Origin of the sequence: Apibacter sp. HY039 (genome assembly GCF_004023655.1) — a bacterium.
Taxonomy (GTDB): Bacteria; Bacteroidota; Bacteroidia; order Flavobacteriales; family Weeksellaceae; genus Apibacter; species Apibacter raozihei.
The window spans coordinates 119,846-140,305 of the sequence record NZ_SAYM01000002.1 but is presented as its reverse complement, the minus strand read 5'-3'; the positions used below and the strand labels follow the sequence as shown (position 1 = coordinate 140,305).

The following is a 20,460-nucleotide window of genomic DNA, read 5'->3' as shown; positions in this document are numbered from 1 at the left end:
ATATAAAATGAAACATTTTAACATGAAAATATACAGTACATTATTAATCTTTTTTTTCACTTGGTCATTATATTCACAAGTAGGGATTGGTGTAGAAGATCCACATCCTTCCGCCATACTGGAAGTATCATCATCAAACAAAGGTTTTTTAGGACCTAAAGTTGAATTGAAAAATGTCAATGATACACTCACTGTAATTAAACCGGCTGAAGGACTATTGGTATATAATAGCTCTGTAATACATACGGCAGATCCCGAAACCAGTTTGCAAAAAGGATATTATTTTTGGAATGGATTACGATGGGAAGTTTTAGGAAATGGAATTCATTATGATTTAGTAGAAAATACTCAAAATAACAAATTCAATACCCTTGGGTACGAGCCTTCCGGTAAAGTTTCTGAAGTACCTGCAACTGTTACGGGCTACCCGTGTTATAACTCTACATCAGCATCTACGTGCACCATTTATAAACGAACCTGTTCGCAATGGACAGAAGCACAAGGCGGAAACGGACATTGGTACTGTTCATTCGGAGTAAATCAGCAAAATCCAACCGGCGGTAGTAGCGGACGAAATGTAACATGGGCTCAGGCCTTTGCTTTTGCACAAAGAATGGGAGGATATTTGGCAACAGTGACCACCCAGGATGAATGGAACTGGCTTAAAAGCAATGCGGGAAGTGCATCAAGTGGTAGTTCTGGTTTGTTACAGGGATTTTACTATCCTATTTGGTTAGGGTTAAACAAGGTAACTTATAGTGGAAATAATCTAGAATACACATGGATTACCGGAGAAAACTCAAGCCAGTGGGGAAATCAATCCAAGCCCTTTGGAGATTGGCAGAATACATCAGAACCCAATAACAGCAATTCAACCGAAGGTTGTGTCCATACATTGTCCAGCAATCATTCTGCTGCAAGTAAATGGAATGATCTCAATTGTGTAAGTAATAATAATTACGGTAGAAGATTTGCTCTTATTCTGGTAGAGTTTGATCAGTAAAATAATAAGTTTATATTAAAAAGAATTTAACCTGTGATTTACCGGTAGTTTAATTAAATTTATTTTAAATTTGGGCAAAATTTAATACAGATAATTAATATGAATGAAGCACAGATATGGGGACAGATAGAAGAATTTTTTAAAGAAAAGTTTACCTGTGATGAAAAACCGGATTTAGATACAATGATCTTTTTAATAGGTTTGCAAGAAGTTGGATTAGGATATAAAAAGTATAAAAAAGATGAAAAAATGAATTTAATTCATATTGCGGTTTGTCGTCTTCTAGAGCCTTTTGGTTATTATAGGTTCGATGGATATGATAAAGATAATTGGCCACATTATGAATTAATAGATGAACTACCCTCACTAAAACCTAATGAGCAAACATTATTAATGAAGAAAGCTATAATTCAGTATTTTACAGATGAAAAGCTTTTATAAATAAAAAAGAACAGATAATTATCTGTTCTTTTTTATTTATAAATAGGTATCGTTTTTTATTTATTTGCTTGTTCCTGAGCTTCACGAACCATTTTTTCGTTAGCTGTTATGGAAAATTCAACTCTTCTGTTTAAAGCTCTCCCCGCATCAGTGGCATTGTCTCCTATAGGATCAGCTTTACCATAACCTTTAGTAGTTAAACGGCTTGCGTTGATTCCGTGTCCTGTTAAATATGAAGCTACACTTTGTGCTCTTTTTTCAGATAGGTTTAAATTGTATTGATCAGCACCCTTTGAATCAGTATATCCGTAAATACCGATATTAGTATCAGGGTATTGTTTGAAAACAGTGATAATTTTATCAAGATTTTGCTGAGCTGCGGTTGTTAAAGTTGCTTTATCGAAATCAAATCGGATAGCATTTTCATTTAAAACCACTTTAATTCCTTCACCCACACGTTCAACACTGGCTCCGGGAATACTTTGCTGAATTTCTCGTGCCTGTTTATCCATTTTGTTCCCAATAAGCCCACCTGTAGTACCTCCCACAGCTGCACCTATTACTGCACCTAAAGCGGCATTGTTTTTATTACCTACATTATTACCGATAACAGCACCTAAAACTCCACCGGCAACAGCACCGATACCAGCTCCTTTTTGAGTGTTATTAGCATTACAAGATAGCAATACGCTTACAGATAACAGAATAAGGGTTAATTTTGTATAGATTGTTTTCATAATTTATAAAATGTATTATTTACTAATTAATTATTTATTTATTTTAATTTTCCTGAAGCTAATTTTGTGAAATGGTACGTAATGGTTACACCACTTATTACTTGGCTAAGATTGAATTCGTTTTCTGAAATATTTTTAAACAGATAGGTAGTTCCGGTTGTAACTTTACGCGCTTTATCCCCTTCATTTAACAGTTTTAAAATAAACATGTCTTGTTTATCAACATACCAGGTAAAGTTTTGTACTCCGCTTGGGCAACCTGCTCCTCCGGATAAAGTAAAATTACCCGTATTATTATTGGCAATAAAATACCACGTACTGTTAGTTAAACACTGAGCGTCATAAGCATCAAAGGCTTTAACCTTAACCATAGTTTCAGAATATGTAACTTTATCAAGATTCCAGGTTCCTCTGATATCCCTTTGAGAAGGTCTGTTTACAGCTGTTGGATTCGTGCTGGAACAAGAGTAGAAAAAAAACATACTCAAAATTCCAATAAACATTAAATTTTTCATATATCAAAAATTCTTTTAAAGGTTATTGTATAATTGTATTAAAAATTTACTTTTCCGCTTTCAGAACCTTTTTTACAAACAAATGATTTTTTCTGACCGTTGATTATAAAGTTTGTAAAATTCTGTTGTTCAGGAAACTTATCAAGTAGTAGCGTATTTTTCATAGTAATTGAAGAAATGTTATCTACACCAGCTACTTCATAATAAATCCACACCACATTTCCATCTTTATTTTTAGAAGAAAAAGAATAGTTTACCGGAGAATCATTAACACTTATTTTTACATTATTCTGCAGATATTTGCTCAAAGAAGAATCAAAATCGCTGGCATCCGTTTTTTTACCTACAGCCTGTTCAATATGAGCGGCATTTACTTTAGAAGATATTTTTAACGTTTTATTATTACTTACATATTCAACTTTAGTTATAGAGGTGTAAAATTCACTGGAATAAAAAGCAAATATGGCAAGTAAAGCCAGAGGTATAATTGAAAGAATAATTTTTTTCATTATTTGATAATTTTTATCTGTGTTATAAGAAAGACAAATTTGATGCCAAATGCTCAAATCAGAAGTTTTGTTTAATACTGTATTTATCGTAGAAAGCACGTATATGTTCTACAGCTTCATCGGCTGTATCTACCAGCCGGAACAAGCTAAAGTCTTGTTCTTTAATATAGTTATCTTGTAACATAGAATTTCTTAGCCAGTCAAGTAAGCCTTTCCAATACTCAGAACCTACCAGAATGATTGGAAATTTACCTGTTTTTTTCGTTTGAATCAAAGTCAGAGCTTCAAAAAGTTCATCCATAGTACCAAAACCTCCGGGCATCACAATAAATCCTTGGGAATATTTTAAAAACATAACTTTTCTGACAAAAAAATAAGTAAAATTCATACTTAATTTATGATCAACATAGGCATTACTTCCAGTTTCAAAAGGTAATTCAATATTAAGTCCTATAGATTTGCCTCCTGCAGCCTGAGCACCTTTATTTCCCGCTTCCATAATTCCAGGGCCGCCGCCGGTAATGATTCCGAATCCTAGCTTAGTAAGTTTGTAGGAAATGTCTTCAGCCATTTGGTAGTAAGGGTTTTCTGGTAGTGAACGCGCCGATCCGAAAATAGATACGCATGGACCTATTTTGGTCATGGTTTCAAATCCGTTGGTAAATTCAGCCATTATCTTAAAAAGCATCCAGCTGTTTTTAGTTTTAATTTCGTTCCAGTTTTTTTGCTTGAACTTATGAGTAATTAGTTGATTATCTTCTGAATTATCCATATACTATATTTTTATTTTATTTATGTTTAATTACAAAAATACACTATATTTAATATTTTTAGCCTATTAATGTACTTTTAATAATCTGATTATTATTTTCGAAATTAATACAAAAATTTTGCACTTCATATTGTTTTTTTATAAATAAAAACCAAAATATAAAACAGATATTTTAAAAACTTGTTACATAATTCTTTATATAAATTATAAAATCTTTAAAAATGGCTAAGACGGATTATTATATAATAATAGATTGACAAATAAGAGTTTTAAATTTTTTACTACTATCAGACTAAATAGATAATAAAAAATAAGATATCTTATCACTGTTTTTATTTTGCTTTAAGTTAAGAATGAAAGGTAAGTTTGACTATTTTTTTGATATGTAGTTTTTATTTAAATTAATGGAGAATAATAAATATAATCATTTTTATTTTAATATTAAAATCCTGTAATTAACTAAAATTAAGGAAATTTCAAAATTATAACCAAGTTAATTAATAAAATCAGGGGGTACACAAATAAAAAATCTAAAAAAATGAAGTTATTAGTGAGAACTTAAGCTTATTTTATAATACTTTTGTATAATCTAAAAATATAAATTTTTATACTATGGGAGAAAACAGGTATGAATTAAATAAAAATTTAGCTCAAATGTTAAAAGGAGGGGTAATTATGGATGTTTCAACTCCAGAGCAGGCGCGTATAGCAGAAGCAGCCGGTGCTGCTGCAGTTATGGCATTAGAAAGAATTCCGGCAGACATTAGAGCAGTAGGTGGAGTTTCCCGAATGAGTGATCCTAAAATGATCAAAGGAATACAAGCAGCAGTAAGCATTCCGGTTATGGCAAAGATCAGAATCGGACATTTTGTTGAAGCTCAAATTTTGGAAGCATTGGAAATTGATTACATAGACGAAAGTGAAGTGTTAACCCCTGCAGATGATAAATACCATGTGAATAAAACTAAATTTAAAGTTCCGTTTGTTTGTGGAGCTAAAAATTTAGGTGAGGCTCTAAGACGTATACAGGAAGGTGCTGCCATGATTCGTTCTAAAGGAGAACCTGGTACTGGCGATGTAGTGCAGGCCGTTCGTCACCTTAGAGCAATGAGTGAAGGAATAAGAAGAATACAGGGAATGTATGAGGATGAACTATTTAATGAAGCTAAGGAACTGCAAGTACCTTACGATTTAGTTAAATACGTTCATGAAAACGGGAAATTGCCGGTCGTTAATTTTGCCGCTGGAGGAGTTGCTACCCCTGCAGATGCAGCTTTAATGATGCAGTTGGGAGCAGAAGGAGTATTTGTGGGATCTGGTATCTTTAAATCAGGAGATCCTGAACGAAGAGCTGAAGCTATAGTAAAAGCAGTTACTAATTTTAATAAGCCTGAAGTTTTACTTGAAGTCTCTGAAGATTTAGGAGAAGCAATGGTAGGAATTAATGAAGCTGAAATAGAATTGTTAATGGCTGAAAGAGGAAAATAATATTAGCCAATTATAAATAAAAAATTGTAATCATTTTGGGAAATGATATTCTGATGTTCTTTAAGGGTATCAGCTATCTTATGTAATTGTCTTTTTGGTTTCATTTGCATCTGATTAAAAAGATTTTTCACTTCCCAGGATGATTTTTTATGTAAATATTATATAACATGAAAATAGGAGTATTGGCTCTGCAAGGAGCTTTTATTGAACATAGAAAAAAATTAACTGAATTAGGGGCAGATTCTTTCGAAATCAGAAATAAATTTGATTTATCAGAATCCATGGATGGACTTATTTTGCCAGGAGGAGAGAGTACTGTTATGGGTAAGTTATTATATGATTTAGATATGTTAGACGATTTAAAGTCTAAAATAAAAGACGGATTACCTGTCTTTGGTACATGTGCAGGACTTATTCTTTTAGCAAAAAAAATAGAAGGTAGTCAAGAGTCATTTTTAAACGTTATGGATATAACAGTGAAACGCAATGCCTATGGAAGACAATTAGGAAGTTTTTTTGCAGAAGCGCAATTTACAGATATAGGAAATATACCCATGACATTTATTAGAGCACCTTATATTTCAGAATTATCAGATAGTGTCACAGTGTTATCTGAAGTAGGAGGAAATATTGTTGCAGCAAGTGAAAAAAATATGTTAGGAACTTCCTATCATCCGGAATTAACTTCATCAAATCAGGTACACAAATATTTTCTTGATAATTTTTGTTATTAGTCTCGACTTTTTTTACATTAAAAAAATATCATAATCTGCTAAATAGTTATACTTAGCAGTTTTTTTATTTATTATAATTATTTATTAAAAAAATTATTATACTTAAATCTATTCACTAGCTAAATAAATGTATTATAAATGATTTATATCAAAATATTATTAAATTATAAAAGAAATTAAATCTTATAAATAATGTTAATAGTTTAATTATATTTTAAATTAATTAAATAAATTCTTGGTAAGAATTTTGTCTTATTTTTGCATAAAATTATGATTTACTTGTTAAATTTTTATTCTATTTGTTTTGTGCAATTTTTTTAATCAAATTATTAGTATAAATATTTAAAATTTATTCATAATAAAATAAAATATTTTCTTATTGATTAAATTATGTCAGTAAATCTATCAATTTGACTTATTTACTAGTTTTTATGTGAAAGAATATTATATATAAATGATTTAATAAATGGTTTTTAATCCAATATATATTAATTTGTTAATTGATGAAAGAATAATTGAAAATTTAATTTCAAATCCTATATATTTATATTATATATAATTTTTATAATTAATTTAATAAATGTATATGTTTTTTTTCAATTTGATTATTTTTTCTCGTTATATTATGTAAAATTTGTTTTTTTAAATATAAATTTAGAAATTTGTCAATCAAAAATTAAAGCTCATATTATAATTTTTAAAATTATAATATTATTCATAAATTATAATTTAAACAAAAATGTATTAACACATGAAAAGGACTTTATTATTTTTAATGTTTACAATCTTTCTTGGAATAAATTTAAATGCCCAGGTAGGAATTGGAACAGATTTGCCCGATGAAAGTGCGCAACTGGAAATTTACTCTAGAGATAGAGGTGTTTTACTCCCACGTTTGCAACTTGCAGAGAGGAATGCAATTACTAATCCGGCAGAAGGATTAATTATCTACAATTTGAATGAAAAATGTCTGAATATTTATAAAGGAAGTGAATGGAAAAGTTTTTGTGGCGATGCAGAGCTAGCTAAAGTATCTGCTTTGGATTGCACCGAAGCTCAAACTGACTTCGATTTTGCAACCAAGACCATTGATTATACTCAGGATCCACCCGTTGCAAACGGCACACCTACGGTACGGGCACAAAGGCCTTTAACTGGTGATAACACTATCAGGCTAACCATTGATGTTGTTAGTGAGGGAGCTATAACTGTAACTGCAGTTACTTCTAACGGGTATAATTTTTCATACTATAATCCTTTAATTGGTGTTGGATCACAAACAATAGATTTAATACCTAGTGGTAGTCCAAAAAATGAAGGCACCGATTCAGTTACTATAACTATTAACGGAGAAGTTCAAAGTTGTAAACCAACTATAACAGTAGGCCCGAATGTTGACCCTAAAGAGTTTACTGTAGATTGTACTACGGCTACAGTTAACGGAAGATATATTAAAGGTCAGGCTGTAGACGGGAACAATTATATAACTATTAAAGTAACCAATACTTCATCCACTGAATCAGTTAACTATCATGTATATTCTTCAGACGCAATTAACGGGGTGTCTTTTGACGGAAGCGGAACACTGGAAGCATCTCAATCTAAAGTGATAGCTTTATTGGCTAGTGGAACCCCTACGGACCAGGGCTCTTTTACTTTTACCATAAATTCCAATAGTACTGTTGAAACAACAAGTTGTACAGTTCCTATAACTTTCGAAAAAATTTATCGCAAAGTAAATGTTTTAGGATTAGGAGGAGGAGCCTATCAACCAGGTTCAGCAAGTAGTGCATATGCTCCCAGAGCAATATTAGAAAATTCAGCCAATTTCGGTATAGATGTAAATAGTAAAATTTTAGTCAACGGTATTAACATTGTTAACGGTGCTTATGCACAGGGTACGGCATTGCAAAATTTTATTACAAATAATAGTATAGATATTGTGATAATTGGATATGATTATCAGCCAACGGACGAATCAATAACTATTTTAAGTAATTTAGTGAAAACAAGTGATAAGCCAATTATCCATTCACAGGAAAACGGGGTTGTGAGCGTACAAAATATGTTAAATTCCATATTCGGTACCTCTAATATTACGGTTACAGGTTCATCACCGACATTAGTTAACCCGTTTACAAATGTGGACAATGAGATACTAAACGGTCCGTTTATGGATTTGAGAAATGCTACCGGGGCTACAGATATTAAATATGGAGCAAATGATGTAAATAATAGTTATTACGTAAGCAACTTACCTTCTACGGCTGAAATATTGGCTTATAATAATGGAAATACAACCGTTTGGGGCTTAAAACATGCCAGTCTTCCTTATGTATATATTGGAGATTCAGGATGGATGTTAGGACTGGTTAATAATCCAAGTGATACTACTTACCCTTCAGCAATGCAACCATTGGGTGTTCCAATATCTAAATCTTATCAGGGTGGAACTGTTTATAATAGTTACTTGTATGCTAATGCAGTAGCTTGGGCAATAAAATATGTAACACGTAACGATAATTAATAGGTCAAATAAAAGACAGAATTCAAATTCTGTCTTTTTATGCATTTATTTTTGTTATTAAATTTAACATTGAAATACAGAATGAAAAAATATATACTAACAGTACTAACTTTTATAATCTGTGTAAATATACAGCTTTCAGCTCAGGTAGGAGTTGGTACAGATGCTCCAGAAGACAGTTCACTCTTAGAAGTTAATTCAAGAACTGCCGGAGCACTTATTTCACGTTTATCAGAAAAAGAACAGGAAAGGATAACTACTCCTGTAGAAGGGCTTTTAACTTATAATATAACAGATAACTGTCTGAATTTTTATAATGGTGAAAAATGGAAAAAAATGTGTGGAGATGCATCGCCAGCCAATTTTGCTAAAATTAGAACAGGAACAGATGCCTGTAATAGTTGGCAGTCAGCATTTAATAATTCTGGAAGATACATTCAAGGCAATCCAATAACCTCGGGTAATACTGTATACTTACCGATAGAAATCACTTCTCAGGGTTCTCTGAATATCATTGTTCAATCCAGTAATGGGTATACTTTTTCTTATTACAGTCCAATGGTTGGGGTTGGAGATCAATTAATTGCATTAAAAGCGGGAGGAACTCCTCAGAATGTTGGAACAGATACACTTAAATTAACAATCAATGGACAGGAACAAACTTGTTATCCTACCATAACTGTAGAATCAAATGTGCCTCCGGTTTATGTAACGGTAGATTGTAGTAAAACAAAAGTAAACGGACGTTATATTGTTTCAATGGATACCAATACTTCAAATAACTATATTTCTGTGACTATGGTAAATACTTCAAACAGGAACAGTTATAGTTATAATTTATATACGGATACTATAGATGGTGTTACATTTAGTGCTACAGGTACCATAAAAGCTGCACAGACTTTGGTTGTTAATTTAACACCAACTGGTACATTTACTACCGAGGGGACTAAAAACTTTACTATAAAGTCTAATAGTACAATGGAAATAACGAATTGCGACGCAGCAGTTAAAGTAGAAGAAATTATGAGAACCATAAACATCTTAGGCTTAGGTGGGGGTGTTTATCAGCCAGGAACAGCTTCAAATGATATTGCCTCAAGAGCTATTTTACAAAACACAAGTAATTTTGGATCTACTGCTGATAGTAAAATATTAGTTCAAAGTATTAATATTGTAAATGGTGATTACAATCAGGGAACTGCTCTTCAAACGCTAATCACCAATAATAATATTGATATTGTAATTATAGGATATAATTATCTGCCAAATGATCAATCGATAACTATTCTGACAGATATGATTAGAAATAACAAACCGGTGATTCATTCACAGGAAACAGGAGAGACAGGAATTCAGAGTATAATGAACAATTTGTTTGGAACTACTACCGTAACGGCTACAGCCGCATCTCCGTCACTTCTAAATCCGTTTACTGATGTTGATAGTCCGATTCTTAATGGTCCTTTCATGGATTTAAGAAATGTTACAGGAGCTACTAATATCTTATATGCAGGTAATGATGTAAATAACGCAGATTATGTATATAATTTGCCATCAAATGCAATCATTTTGGCGAAAAATAATGGTAATGATACCGTTTGGGGAGTACAGCACCCTACCTTACCTTATGTTTTCTTTGGAGATTCCGGATGGATGACAGGTACTGTAACTAATACTGATACAACTACGTATCCTGCGGCTATGAATCCTCTGGGAATACCGGCTTCTAAAACGTTCGTCGGAGGTACAGTATATAATAGTTATCTATATGCCAATGCTGTTGCCTGGGCGATTGATTGGGTACATAATCATGATACTCAATAAAAGAATTAATATATTATATTTCAATAAACAAAAAGCCTTGTACTAATACAAGGCTTTTTTGTGTCTAGAATTTACTAATAATTTAATTTTCAGAAAAATAAAAGAAAATAGTTAGGTGAAATAGGGTAGAAGGATCGGTTTTTGAATATATACTATCATTAAACCTAAAAAACAATCGGAATGGATTTAGAATTAAAAGGAAAAACAGCCTTGGTTACTGGTTCAACAGCAGGCATAGGATATGCAACCGCCGTAGGACTTTTGAAAGAAGGAGTAAAAGTATTTATCAACGGACGTGAAGAAGAAAAATTAAAAGAAGTATTAAAAAAAATTCGTAAAGAAGTTCCAGATGCTGATGTGGATGCAGTTGCGGCAGATTTTTCCAAAGATGAAGATATAGAGTCTCTTATTAAAAAAGTTGATCAGGTAGACATTCTTGTAAATAATGTTGGTGTTTATGGTGAACAACCTTTTGAGACAACCTCTGATGAAGAGTGGATGCGTGATTTTAAAATTAATGTTATGAGCGGGGTTCATTTGTCAAGGCATTATATACCGGGTATGAAAAAGAAAAAATGGGGTAGAATCATATTTATATCCAGTGAGTCTGCAATAAATATTCCCGAAGATATGATTCTGTATGGAGTAACTAAAACAGCTCTTTTATCTCTTAGCCGGGGATTAGCTAAAAGCTTGCGAGGTACACAGATTACAGTAAATTCCATTTTGCCGGGTCCAACCTGGTCTGCGGGTAATCTGAAAGGAATGGAAAAAACAGCAAAAGAGAAAAATATAACTGTTGAAGAAGCATCTTTTGAATTTGTAAAGGAGAAAAGACCGGATTCGATTATACAAAGATTTGCACAGCCGGAAGAAGTTGCTAATCTGGTGGTTTATACTGCCAGTCCCAGAGCTTCTGCCACTACCGGTGCAGCCTTGCGGGTAGATGGAGGTGTTGTTAATACAGCATTTTAATTTATAAATAGAGAGTTAAAAAACAGGTAAATTTATTTACCTGTTTTTTTGTATTTATATTTTAAACTAAAACTATTTTAATATTAAATAATTACGTAAAAAATTAAAATTAGAGTAGAGGTAAGGCCTGATCTTTGTAAATAAGAAAAAGTTGTTATGCTATTCTGATAGTATCATTTTATAAAATTAATATATTACAAAGAATACATTAATAAAATATTGGAATATCAATCAGGCTAAGCTCGGCAATAATTAATTAATTTAACATCATCTATATATATTTAAAATTTTATGGAAACTCATGATATTATAATATCCGGAGCTAAAGAAAATAATTTGAAAAATATTTCTCTGGTAATACCTAAAGGAAAAATAACTGTTTTCACTGGCGTATCAGGTTCAGGGAAATCTTCTTTGGTTTTTGATATTGTAGCTACTGAATCACAACGTTTGCTAAGCGAAACTTATAGTAGCTATATACGACATAGAATGATGGCTAAGTACACGAAACCGGAAGTTGATAAAATAGAAAACCTGGCAGTAACTATAGTTATAGATCAAAAACGAATCGAAGGTAATTCTCGCTCAACGGTTGGTACTATTACAGATATATATGCTTTACTAAGATTATTATATTCAAGAGTTGGAGAACCCTTTGTAGGTTATTCAAATATATTTTCATTCAATAATCCCCAGGGGATGTGTCCACGTTGTGAAGGTTTAGGAAAAGTAAATACGATAGATCTAACACGTATTATTAATAAAGATAAGTCATTAAATGAAGGAGCTATTGAATTTCCAACTTTTGAACCTGGAAAATGGAGATGGATACGGTATGCTTATACCGGTTTATTTGATAGAGATAAGAAGCTGGGTGAATACTCAGAAGAAGAATGGCATAATTTGTTATATGCAGAAAAAGTGAAGCTTAAAAACCCGGATCCAAAATTTCCTAAAACTGCTGTTTATGAAGGATTACTTCCCAGGTTTGAAAGAAGTTTTTTTAAAAATGAAGGAAGATTGAAAACCGGAAAAGTTGCAGAAAGATTCAATGAAATCGCTGTAGAAGGAGAATGTCCGTTATGCCATGGTAAAAGGCTCAACCAGGAAGTGCTTAAATGCAAAATACAAGGAAAAGACATAGCAGATTGTTGTTCATTGCAGATTGATGATTTACTGGATTTTTTAAAAAGTATAAAAATAAATCCTGTCATAAAGCCGATATTAGAAGAGTTAATGCCAATGCTAGAGAATTTGATTCTTATAGGATTAAGTTATCTTACTTTAAATCGTATAACACCTACCTTATCAGGAGGAGAATCACAGCGCATTAAATTGGTACGTCACTTGGGAAGCAGTCTTACCGATCTAATTTATATTTTTGATGAACCCAGTATAGGCTTACATCCCAGTGATGTTCATAAATTAAACAAATTATTAATTGAACTTAAAGAAAAAGGCAATACGGTTTTAGTTGTTGAGCATGATCCAGATGTGATAGCGCTTGCCGAACATATTGTAGATATGGGGCCAAATGCCGGAAGAAATGGAGGAGAGGTTGTTTATAAAGGAAGTTTAAAGGGGTTATTAAAATCCGGTACCCGAACAGGTAACTATTTATCGGAACCAAAATCTATAAAAACTCAATACCGAAAACCGAAAGGATATATGGATCTATCCCATGTAAATCTTCACAATCTAAAAGATGTTTCAACACGAATACCGGAAGAAGTAGTTACAGTAATTACAGGAGTAGCAGGATCAGGAAAATCTTCATTAATTAAAGCTTTTCTTTCTCGCAATCCGGAAGTAATTATGATTGATCAAAGTGTTTTAAGAGGATCCAGACGTTCAACACCAGCAACTTACACCGGAATTATGGATACTATCAGAGAGATGTTTTCCAAACAAAATAAAGTTAAAGCATCATTATTTAGTAATTTTTCCGAAGGAGCCTGTCCGGAATGTAAAGGAAATGGAATTATTTCCACTGATTTAGCATTTATGGACTCTGTGGAGGTTATTTGTGATTCATGTAATGGCAGTGGGTTTAAAAATGAAGTTTTACATTATTTACTAAATGGTAAAAACATTGTTGAGGTATTAGGATTATCCGTTGAAGAGGCTTTAGGTTTTTTTACCGAACCTGCGATTAAATCAGCATTAGAGAGATTATATGAGGTTGGTTTGGAGTATTTAACGTTAGGACAGTCATTGAACACGCTTTCCGGAGGAGAAAGGCAGCGGTTAAAACTAGCCAATGAACTGGGTAATAAAGGAAACTGCTACGTTTTTGATGAACCCACCACAGGACTTCATGGTTCAGATATAGCGAAGCTTATGAAGCTTTTTGATCGTTTATCCGATAACAAAAATACATTAATTATTATTGAACATAATCTGGATGTAATAGCAAAAGCTGACTGGCTCATAGATGTAGGTCCCGGAGCCGGACGCGACGGAGGTAAAATTATTTTTGAAGGATATCCTAAAGATATAATTAAACTATCAGATAATAAAACCGGATATTATTTGAAACACTATGTTAATATATAATAGAATTAATTATTTTATATGAGTTAAGAGAAATGTACATTAAAATACTTTACCTTTATTAAAAGTCTCATAATCATATTAATAAAGAATTAAACAAGAACTATTGCATTATAAAATAGGGTAAGGGAAAATTTTGTATTAAAATCACTGTTTGATATTATTTAAACAAAGTAAAATAGATAATCGTATAGCTTTGTAGAATAAACGTTAAAACTCGGCTTCCTTGCTATAGGTAGTATGGGCAATAGAACTCCATCGGCCATTTTGCTTATGATACCATACTGTTAAATTATCTTTTTCACTGGCACTCCAGGTAATTTCTCTGATCCAAATATTTTTATTTTCAATATCTTTTTGTTTAAAATGGTTTGACAAGCCCGATCTGAACTCATTTATAGCACCTTCTTCCTTGCCTAATATAAATGTATCATCTCTCAGCGGAGGATATTTTTGTACGGCTTCTTCTATACTAAGATTTTCAATATTTTCAAAAGATATATTCGTGACCATTGGAATCTCTGATTTTTTTACTTTATTAGATTTCTGATCTGCCTGAACAGAATTTTTTGTTTGTGATTTATTACAAGAATAAGCCAGTAAAATGAATATATACAGAATAATTTTTTTCATAGATTAAGCAATTATAAAATAGGTATTAGGTATCATGCTGTTCAATTGAATTAGAATATAATCCAAATGTCTGTTTCTTAGTTCGTTGCCAATGTTCATGATGCTGGAATAATCCAGTTTGAATCCGCCGTTCAAAAGATTATTGAGGCTGTATTCATCGCTATGAATGGCTGTTTTGCCGATCAGGGCAAAATAAGAATTTCCAACTGTGTGTCCAAACTCATGAGCTATAGGATATTGATAAAAAGATTTAGAATTTACCTTTCCTTTAAAATTTAATTTAGTATCCTCAGTATCTAAATGGATAACTCTTTCATTCCATTTGATATAACTTTGTTCAAAAGTATTAGGTGCAATTTTGGTAACAGTAACATTCCAGTGGGGATTCTTTAACACCCATTTAATATCAAAGTTCAATGTAAACGAAGTGCTCTTATGCTTAGTAGCAAAATTGGAACTACCGGTAACTTTCAATTTAAAATACCCGCTCCAGACAGACCATATACGCAAATCGGCTAATTTATGAAAATGCCTTTTTTCACTCAATAACCAAGGAGTTACTTTTGTGTGCCATAGATATTGCCATTTTTCCTGAACAAGAATACTATTTTGTTCTTCCTCAATAAAAATATCCATTCTATCTGTCTTTTTAGTTATAGACATAAATTATAAAGTTAAATTCTTTATATAAATGAATTTGTTAAACAAATATAATATAAAAATAATAATTAAAAATATATTTTAACATAATTGTTCTTTTACTTTTTTTTATTTACATATAGGAATTAATGTGTTTTATTAATATAGTCAATAAAACAGATATTTGTTAAGGATTTTTAATAAAAGTAAAATGTAATCTGTATTTGATTTATGATGAGTATTTATCAATATAGATGATTTACAGGAGCGAATTCTTAGACAAAATGTATAATTGATATTGGGGAGATAAAAGATAAAGAGATATAATTAATAGGAAAGCGTTTTACTAAGTAAAAATTATGAAATTTTTGAAGCTCACATTGTTTAGACGAACCTATATTTTCTGATTAATTTAATAAAATCAGAGTAAAAAATTGGGGTGAAAGAGTAAAGATTACAAATAAATAGAATTAAATTAATAAATCAATTACATGCAGCTTACTTTAAATAAGGTTTTGAAAGGAGTGAGACTATTCTGAGATTGAAAATTAATCATTAAAGGATAAAAAAACAGATTAAAATATTATATCTCCAATTTAATGTTAAATAGAGTATTAATTTATAGGTCAGTATATTACTTAAAAATTTAATTAAAAACCATTACTTTATTACATAAAGAGAATTTAAATACAGGAATTATTTCTTAAATAACTACGAATTATTCTACGTGCGTCCTTAGTATCTGTTTTAGGGGTTATAAAACTTTCCAGCTTTTTTCGGGTTTTTTTAGAGCAAAAGCCAAATCCTTTGTAAGTTCCATTCTCAATAAGGACGAGCCCTTTTTCATTGGTAGTTCTTCCTGTTAATTGCAGCAAAAAGGTAGATTCCGGAAATGAATTCTCACTCAGATATTTTTCAACTCTTAAGTTATATTCCATAACCGGTTCCTTAGAAATACATGCGCCCAGACATTCCTTTATAGTGTAGTGGAAACATTGAGCTTTTGACTTATATAATCCGTTTATTTTTTGACAGAGATTGTATTTTTCAGTAATACGGAATAAATCTTCACGTCCGTGTTTAAGACTAGGGTAAGAATTAACTTCCTGAAAAGAATTATTTATTTTTTTTAAGACTAAAGCAACATAACCTTCAGCAGTAGTTTCTGCATACAGTCCATAATAAAATATACTGTTTCTTTGTGCTCTGTTATATATAGGTTTGTATTTTTTTATTTGTTCTGATTCCCAAAGCAGAGCAATAAGTTCACTACCGGTAAGTTCATAGCTGACACGACAGGCAAATGTTTGAAGGTTTATAGACTTTCGATCTGTGCATGTAAAATGTTGAGCAAGTCTTTTTTTTATATTGTTACTTTTTCCAATATAAATTAATCGGTCATTCAGGGAATAAATATAATAGACACCAGGCTGATTGGGTAATTCGTCAACAATTTTTTTTAAATCTTCACGCATCATTACTTTACAAAGTTACTAAAGATTAATAAGATAGTGAAAAAATATAACTATAAATAAGGTGATAATGCAGATGTTCAACGTATCTACATATAAATGAAATATTTTTATCTTATAATTTATATCAGTAAGTAAACATTCGTAAGATTATTTTTTAGATGGCTTAGCTTATAGGTATATGCATGTAAATTACTCCAAGAATATTAAAAAATTTAAGAGGCTCCCTAATATTGTGAGACTCTTAAATTATACAAAGCTGTTTTTTACAAAGGAAAATATTAAAATTTAAAAGTAATTCAAAGAAGTACTTTTAAAGTAAATGTATTCAGTAATGCTTTCAACTTTAAAGAATATCAGTTATTTGATTCCAATTGTTAACACGGATGTAGTCATCGTTTTTTATAAGGATATTATGAGGTTGACTAAATATTATTTTATCACCTTCAAAAAAATCCAGATTTTTAGGATGGTCGTCAATCATAATATCTCCTCTTACACAATCTTTATTACCACACAGAACCACCTGTTTCCATGAAATGAACGGGAAAAATTCAGCCAGCCAATCTAATTTTTCTTTTAGACTGTTCGGAAACTCTGTGGCTGAAGAAACAATTAATACTTTGTATTTATCATTAAGGTAATTAAGACCTTCGACACTTCCTTCAATTAAAGGAGCCGTTCTGAAGAATCCTTCTGATCTGATAATAGAATTAAAGTTTGGAAAAGCTTCGGATTCAGGCTTTCCGCTTAAAGTAGACAACTCTATTAATGTTCCTGATTGTTCAGATTCTTTTTTTAAAAATTGAGTATAGAAATCGGCCAGTACGCCGTCCATGTCAACTAAAATTTGTTTTTTCATAACTTAATTAGATTTAAATGACCGTACAATGCATAGCATCATTCAGCCAGGTTGATTTTATTTGATGAACCTGCTCGTCTTTTACAATAAGATAATCTATATGGGAAAGCTGAGCAGTTGTATAGGTTTCTGCGGTGTTAAGTTTATAACTGTCTCCTAAAACCAAAATTTGCCTGCTTCGTTCCGTCATAGCTATTTTAGTAAAAGCTTCTTCTCGGTTAGGGTCTGTGGTTCCTTTTTCAGGGTGTATATTACTAGCTCCCAACACATACCAGTCAGCAGTAAAAGTTTGTAAGGCTTTTATGACAGGCACACCTGTAGTAATGCGTGAAGAAGGAAAGACTTTTCCTCCTAAAAACATCAAATCTATAGATTCTCTGTCTATTAATTCATTTACAACAGGAAAACTATTGGTGTAAATGGTCAGATGTATATCATTCGGTAATTGCCTTGCCAGTTCCAGATTAGAAGTTCCTCCATCAATTAAAATAATGTCATTTTCAGAAAATAAAGGAATTGCTTTTTTAGCAAGTTCTTGTTTTTCAGGGATTCCGGTATCCAGTCGTTTAGTAAATTCAACAGGAATGCCTGATTTGGCTATAGCTCCCCCATGAACTCTGGTTAAAAGACCTAATTTATTTAGTTCAGCAAGATCTCTTCGCAGGGTATCATCAGATATAAGCAATTCTTCGCTTAGCATTGTTACCTGAACTCTGTAATCCTGTTTAAGTTTCTTGAGGATGTATTGGTGACGCTCTTCTTTAAGCATAAACTTATGAGTATAAATTAAACAGGCAAATATAAGTAATATAAACGCATAAATGCGCATTATTTTAAATAAAAAAATTAATATATGCGTTAATATGCTTATATTTATAAATAAATAATTACGCTTATGGTTCATTCGGATGTATGCAATTGGAAAAGTGAAAAATACTTGCCGGCTTTAGCTGTTGCTGAACTCTTTTCTGAAAAGTACTGTACTTTACCTATTGAAGCTCTTAACCATTTATCATTAATGATAAATACAACAGTATATACCAAAGGAGAGATAATTTTAAATATAGGGCAGACTGCCAAAGATATCCTATACGTTGAGAAAGGTATATTGAGACAATACTATTTTAAAGATGATTTTGAGATTACAGAACATTTTACCTGTAACAGTCAAGTTACATTTTGTATTGAAAGTTTGTTTGAAAAAAAACCAACTAAACTATTGATTGAAGCTGTTGAGACAAGTATCATACATGCAATTCCCTACCAGGGCATCGTAGATCTTACACACCATTATCCCGCAGCGATTCAGTTACTTCAAAAAATATTGGAAACTTCATTAATAATATCTCAGAAAAAAGCAGATTCCTGGAGATTATCTACAGCTTCCGAAAGGTACAAACGTTTTATGAAAGAATATCCTTCAGCGCTTTTAAGAGCTCCGGTTAAGCATATTGCTTCTTATTTATCCATGGCTCCGGAATCTTTAAGCAGAATAAGAAAAACCATCGCAAAAATAGTAGAATAACAGAAAGTTTACATACTTTAATTGAAAAGTAGTAATTATTCCAAATCAGCGTGTCGGGCAAACATACTATCTCCGGTTTCCTTCAATTGATCCATGAGGCTTAGGACTATGGCATCATAAAGTAAAAAACTAAGTTGTTCAAAAGCAGATCCCATGGGTTGTATGGATAAAGTTTTATTTGTTATCTTTTGATCAGCCTTTGGGGATACTCCGGGAAGGGGTATTATGGCATTAGCTAGTAGTCCGATACTGGAATGAGGGTTGAGTGTTATTAATGCTAAATCTAATCCGCTTTTTTTCGCTTTATTAGCCATAGCAACTAAGCTCTGGGTTTCACCCGATCCGGATCCAATGATTAATAAATCGCCTTTCTTGCTGTGCGGAGTTGTAGCATCGCCAACAAAATTTACGGAAAATCCGAGATGCATAAGTCTGTTGGCAAAGCACCTTATAACATATCCGGAACGACCTGCACCTGCAAGATATATACGATTGGCTTTCATAATATAGGCAACGAAATTATCAACTTCGTCATCATTAATCAGACTTGAGTTGAATGATAGTTCCTGAATGATTTTTTGTAATTTTTCTTTAGTTTTCATATTTGTTTCTATTTATTAAAGTATAAATGGTTTTAGCTGCTTGTACAGGATCCTTACATGCCATAATACCGCCGCCTACAATAAGTATTTCTGGACTATAGACTAAATAAGCCTGTAAATTGTCGGCATTAATACCCCCAGCCACAGCTATTTTAGATTTTTTTGTAAGATTTTTAATCTCAACAAGATCCTCCAAAGGAGTTCTTCCATTTTTCTGTTGATCAACTCCTGTGTGCACACCCAGGTAATCAACATCAAGATTTTCAATGATAGGAATACGTTTTTTTAAATCGGCACATAGCATATCTGCTACCACTTTTTTTTTATAAAGCTTAGCCGTATCAACACATGCCTGTATAGTAGAATTATCTGTAACCCCCATAACGGTAATATAGTCTGCTCCCGCATCCAAAGCATGTCGTGCTTCCATTGCTCCTGCATCCATTATTTTAGTATCGCAAAGTATTTCTTTATCAGGAAAATGTCTTTTTAATATACGCACGGGTTCCATTCCTTCCAGCATCATCAAAGGAGTGCCAACTTCTAAAATATCAACATACTCAATGAGCGGAGTAACTTTACTAACTAGTTCATCCAAACGAATAGTATCTAATGCTAATTGTATTTTCATAATTGATTTAATTTA

General features: G+C 31.9%; 20 protein-coding genes. 9 read left to right on the top strand and 11 right to left on the bottom strand.

The window, feature by feature from the left end; translation table 11 throughout:
• Positions 1-22: 22 nt before the first annotated feature.
• Both EQ921_RS04675 and EQ921_RS04670 read left to right on the top strand, forming a co-directional pair.
• Positions 23-1,003 (top strand): C-type lectin domain-containing protein, encoded by a 981-nt coding sequence (locus tag EQ921_RS04675; protein ID WP_164875582.1) that lies wholly within the window; start codon positions 23-25, stop codon positions 1,001-1,003.
• A gap of 99 nt (positions 1,004-1,102) precedes the next feature.
• A complete protein-coding gene (locus EQ921_RS04670; protein ID WP_128153042.1) occupies positions 1,103-1,444 on the top strand; it encodes a hypothetical protein in 342 nt (113 codons plus the stop codon).
• Positions 1,445-1,500: 56 nt separating this feature from the next.
• Here EQ921_RS04670 and EQ921_RS04665 read toward each other — a convergent pair whose 3' ends face one another.
• The 4 genes from EQ921_RS04665 to EQ921_RS04650 are packed head-to-tail and all read right to left on the bottom strand — an operon-like array spanning position 1,501 to position 3,977.
• Positions 1,501-2,181, bottom strand: coding sequence for an OmpA family protein (locus EQ921_RS04665; RefSeq protein ID WP_128153041.1), 681 nt, complete (start codon positions 2,179-2,181; stop codon positions 1,501-1,503).
• 38 nt (positions 2,182-2,219) lie between these two features.
• Complete coding sequence (locus EQ921_RS04660; protein ID WP_128153040.1) at positions 2,220-2,696, bottom strand: lipocalin family protein; 477 nt, start codon at positions 2,694-2,696, stop codon at positions 2,220-2,222.
• Between the two features lie 38 nt (positions 2,697-2,734).
• Positions 2,735-3,205 carry a DUF6702 family protein gene (locus EQ921_RS04655; RefSeq protein ID WP_128153039.1) on the bottom strand — a complete coding sequence of 157 codons (471 nt, stop codon included), beginning with the start codon at positions 3,203-3,205 and terminating at the stop codon, positions 2,735-2,737.
• A gap of 58 nt (positions 3,206-3,263) precedes the next feature.
• Positions 3,264-3,977, bottom strand: a complete 714-nt coding sequence (locus EQ921_RS04650; protein WP_128153038.1) for a TIGR00730 family Rossman fold protein — start codon at positions 3,975-3,977, stop codon at positions 3,264-3,266.
• A gap of 612 nt (positions 3,978-4,589) precedes the next feature.
• On the opposite strand from EQ921_RS04650, the gene pdxS reads away from it, so the two are divergent.
• The 6 genes from pdxS to EQ921_RS04620 all read left to right on the top strand — a co-directional run bounded on the left by pdxS (position 4,590) and on the right by EQ921_RS04620 (position 14,084).
• Complete coding sequence (gene pdxS / locus EQ921_RS04645) at positions 4,590-5,465, top strand: pyridoxal 5'-phosphate synthase lyase subunit PdxS (RefSeq protein WP_128153037.1); 876 nt, start codon at positions 4,590-4,592, stop codon at positions 5,463-5,465.
• 167 nt (positions 5,466-5,632) lie between these two features.
• Positions 5,633-6,199: a pyridoxal 5'-phosphate synthase glutaminase subunit PdxT gene (pdxT, locus tag EQ921_RS04640; protein WP_128330778.1), complete on the top strand. Its 567-nt coding sequence runs from the start codon at positions 5,633-5,635 to the stop codon at positions 6,197-6,199.
• 751 nt (positions 6,200-6,950) lie between these two features.
• The gene (locus tag EQ921_RS04635; protein WP_128330777.1) at positions 6,951-8,726 is read left to right on the top strand and encodes a hypothetical protein; all 1,776 of its coding nucleotides are present in this window, start codon (positions 6,951-6,953) and stop codon (positions 8,724-8,726) included.
• A gap of 81 nt (positions 8,727-8,807) precedes the next feature.
• A complete protein-coding gene (locus EQ921_RS04630; RefSeq protein WP_128330776.1) occupies positions 8,808-10,553 on the top strand; it encodes a hypothetical protein in 1,746 nt (581 codons plus the stop codon).
• A 180-nt stretch (positions 10,554-10,733) separates the two neighbouring features.
• The gene (locus tag EQ921_RS04625; protein ID WP_128330775.1) at positions 10,734-11,528 is read left to right on the top strand and encodes an SDR family NAD(P)-dependent oxidoreductase; all 795 of its coding nucleotides are present in this window, start codon (positions 10,734-10,736) and stop codon (positions 11,526-11,528) included.
• Positions 11,529-11,819: 291 nt separating this feature from the next.
• On the top strand, positions 11,820-14,084 hold the full coding sequence (locus EQ921_RS04620; protein WP_128330774.1) for an excinuclease ABC subunit UvrA: 2,265 nt from the start codon (positions 11,820-11,822) through the stop codon (positions 14,082-14,084).
• Positions 14,085-14,291: 207 nt separating this feature from the next.
• On the opposite strand, the gene EQ921_RS04615 is transcribed toward EQ921_RS04620, so the two are convergent.
• The 5 genes from EQ921_RS04615 to EQ921_RS04595 all read right to left on the bottom strand — a co-directional run bounded on the left by EQ921_RS04615 (position 14,292) and on the right by EQ921_RS04595 (position 18,456).
• Entirely contained in the window at positions 14,292-14,714 is a 423-nt protein-coding gene (locus tag EQ921_RS04615) for a hypothetical protein (protein WP_128330773.1), read from the bottom strand.
• 3 nt (positions 14,715-14,717) lie between these two features.
• Positions 14,718-15,377 (bottom strand): hypothetical protein, encoded by a 660-nt coding sequence (locus EQ921_RS04610; protein ID WP_128153030.1) that lies wholly within the window; start codon positions 15,375-15,377, stop codon positions 14,718-14,720.
• A 659-nt stretch (positions 15,378-16,036) separates the two neighbouring features.
• Entirely contained in the window at positions 16,037-16,831 is a 795-nt protein-coding gene (locus EQ921_RS04605) for a GIY-YIG nuclease family protein (protein WP_128330772.1), read from the bottom strand.
• Between the two features lie 340 nt (positions 16,832-17,171).
• On the bottom strand, positions 17,172-17,687 hold the full coding sequence (locus EQ921_RS04600) for a 5'(3')-deoxyribonucleotidase (protein ID WP_128330771.1): 516 nt from the start codon (positions 17,685-17,687) through the stop codon (positions 17,172-17,174).
• Between the two features lie 13 nt (positions 17,688-17,700).
• A complete protein-coding gene (locus EQ921_RS04595) occupies positions 17,701-18,456 on the bottom strand; it encodes a DeoR/GlpR family DNA-binding transcription regulator (protein WP_128330770.1) in 756 nt (251 codons plus the stop codon).
• A 126-nt stretch (positions 18,457-18,582) separates the two neighbouring features.
• Here EQ921_RS04595 and EQ921_RS04590 point away from each other — a divergent pair, with 126 nt between their 5' ends.
• Entirely contained in the window at positions 18,583-19,212 is a 630-nt protein-coding gene (locus EQ921_RS04590; protein WP_128330769.1) for a Crp/Fnr family transcriptional regulator, read from the top strand.
• 35 nt (positions 19,213-19,247) lie between these two features.
• On the opposite strand, the gene hxlB is transcribed toward EQ921_RS04590, so the two are convergent.
• Together hxlB and hxlA are read right to left on the bottom strand one after the other, a co-directional pair.
• The gene (gene hxlB / locus EQ921_RS04585; RefSeq protein WP_128330768.1) at positions 19,248-19,814 is read right to left on the bottom strand and encodes a 6-phospho-3-hexuloisomerase; all 567 of its coding nucleotides are present in this window, start codon (positions 19,812-19,814) and stop codon (positions 19,248-19,250) included.
• Complete coding sequence (gene hxlA, locus EQ921_RS04580) at positions 19,804-20,445, bottom strand: 3-hexulose-6-phosphate synthase (protein WP_128330767.1); 642 nt, start codon at positions 20,443-20,445, stop codon at positions 19,804-19,806. The genes hxlB and hxlA overlap by 11 nt, the downstream gene beginning before the upstream one ends.
• Positions 20,446-20,460: the final 15 nt, after the last annotated feature.

Excerpts from the sequence above, each read along its gene's own strand:
- EQ921_RS04675 (WP_164875582.1), top strand. The coding sequence starts at position 23 with ATGAAAATATACAGTACATTATTAATCTTTTTTTTCACTTGGTCATTA.
- EQ921_RS04670 (WP_128153042.1), top strand. The coding sequence starts at position 1,103 with ATGAATGAAGCACAGATATGGGGACAGATAGAAGAATTTTTTAAAGAA.
- EQ921_RS04665 (WP_128153041.1), bottom strand. The coding sequence starts at position 2,181 with ATGAAAACAATCTATACAAAATTAACCCTTATTCTGTTATCTGTAAGC.
- EQ921_RS04660 (WP_128153040.1), bottom strand. The coding sequence starts at position 2,696 with ATGAAAAATTTAATGTTTATTGGAATTTTGAGTATGTTTTTTTTCTAC.
- EQ921_RS04655 (WP_128153039.1), bottom strand. The coding sequence starts at position 3,205 with ATGAAAAAAATTATTCTTTCAATTATACCTCTGGCTTTACTTGCCATA.
- EQ921_RS04650 (WP_128153038.1), bottom strand. The coding sequence starts at position 3,977 with ATGGATAATTCAGAAGATAATCAACTAATTACTCATAAGTTCAAGCAA.
- pdxS (WP_128153037.1), top strand. The coding sequence starts at position 4,590 with ATGGGAGAAAACAGGTATGAATTAAATAAAAATTTAGCTCAAATGTTA.
- pdxT (WP_128330778.1), top strand. The coding sequence starts at position 5,633 with ATGAAAATAGGAGTATTGGCTCTGCAAGGAGCTTTTATTGAACATAGA.
- EQ921_RS04635 (WP_128330777.1), top strand. The coding sequence starts at position 6,951 with ATGAAAAGGACTTTATTATTTTTAATGTTTACAATCTTTCTTGGAATA.
- EQ921_RS04630 (WP_128330776.1), top strand. The coding sequence starts at position 8,808 with ATGAAAAAATATATACTAACAGTACTAACTTTTATAATCTGTGTAAAT.
- EQ921_RS04625 (WP_128330775.1), top strand. The coding sequence starts at position 10,734 with ATGGATTTAGAATTAAAAGGAAAAACAGCCTTGGTTACTGGTTCAACA.
- EQ921_RS04620 (WP_128330774.1), top strand. The coding sequence starts at position 11,820 with ATGGAAACTCATGATATTATAATATCCGGAGCTAAAGAAAATAATTTG.
- EQ921_RS04615 (WP_128330773.1), bottom strand. The coding sequence starts at position 14,714 with ATGAAAAAAATTATTCTGTATATATTCATTTTACTGGCTTATTCTTGT.
- EQ921_RS04610 (WP_128153030.1), bottom strand. The coding sequence starts at position 15,377 with ATGTCTATAACTAAAAAGACAGATAGAATGGATATTTTTATTGAGGAA.
- EQ921_RS04605 (WP_128330772.1), bottom strand. The coding sequence starts at position 16,831 with ATGATGCGTGAAGATTTAAAAAAAATTGTTGACGAATTACCCAATCAG.
- EQ921_RS04600 (WP_128330771.1), bottom strand. The coding sequence starts at position 17,687 with ATGAAAAAACAAATTTTAGTTGACATGGACGGCGTACTGGCCGATTTC.
- EQ921_RS04595 (WP_128330770.1), bottom strand. The coding sequence starts at position 18,456 with ATGCTTAAAGAAGAGCGTCACCAATACATCCTCAAGAAACTTAAACAG.
- EQ921_RS04590 (WP_128330769.1), top strand. The coding sequence starts at position 18,583 with ATGGTTCATTCGGATGTATGCAATTGGAAAAGTGAAAAATACTTGCCG.
- hxlB (WP_128330768.1), bottom strand. The coding sequence starts at position 19,814 with ATGAAAACTAAAGAAAAATTACAAAAAATCATTCAGGAACTATCATTC.
- hxlA (WP_128330767.1), bottom strand. The coding sequence starts at position 20,445 with ATGAAAATACAATTAGCATTAGATACTATTCGTTTGGATGAACTAGTT.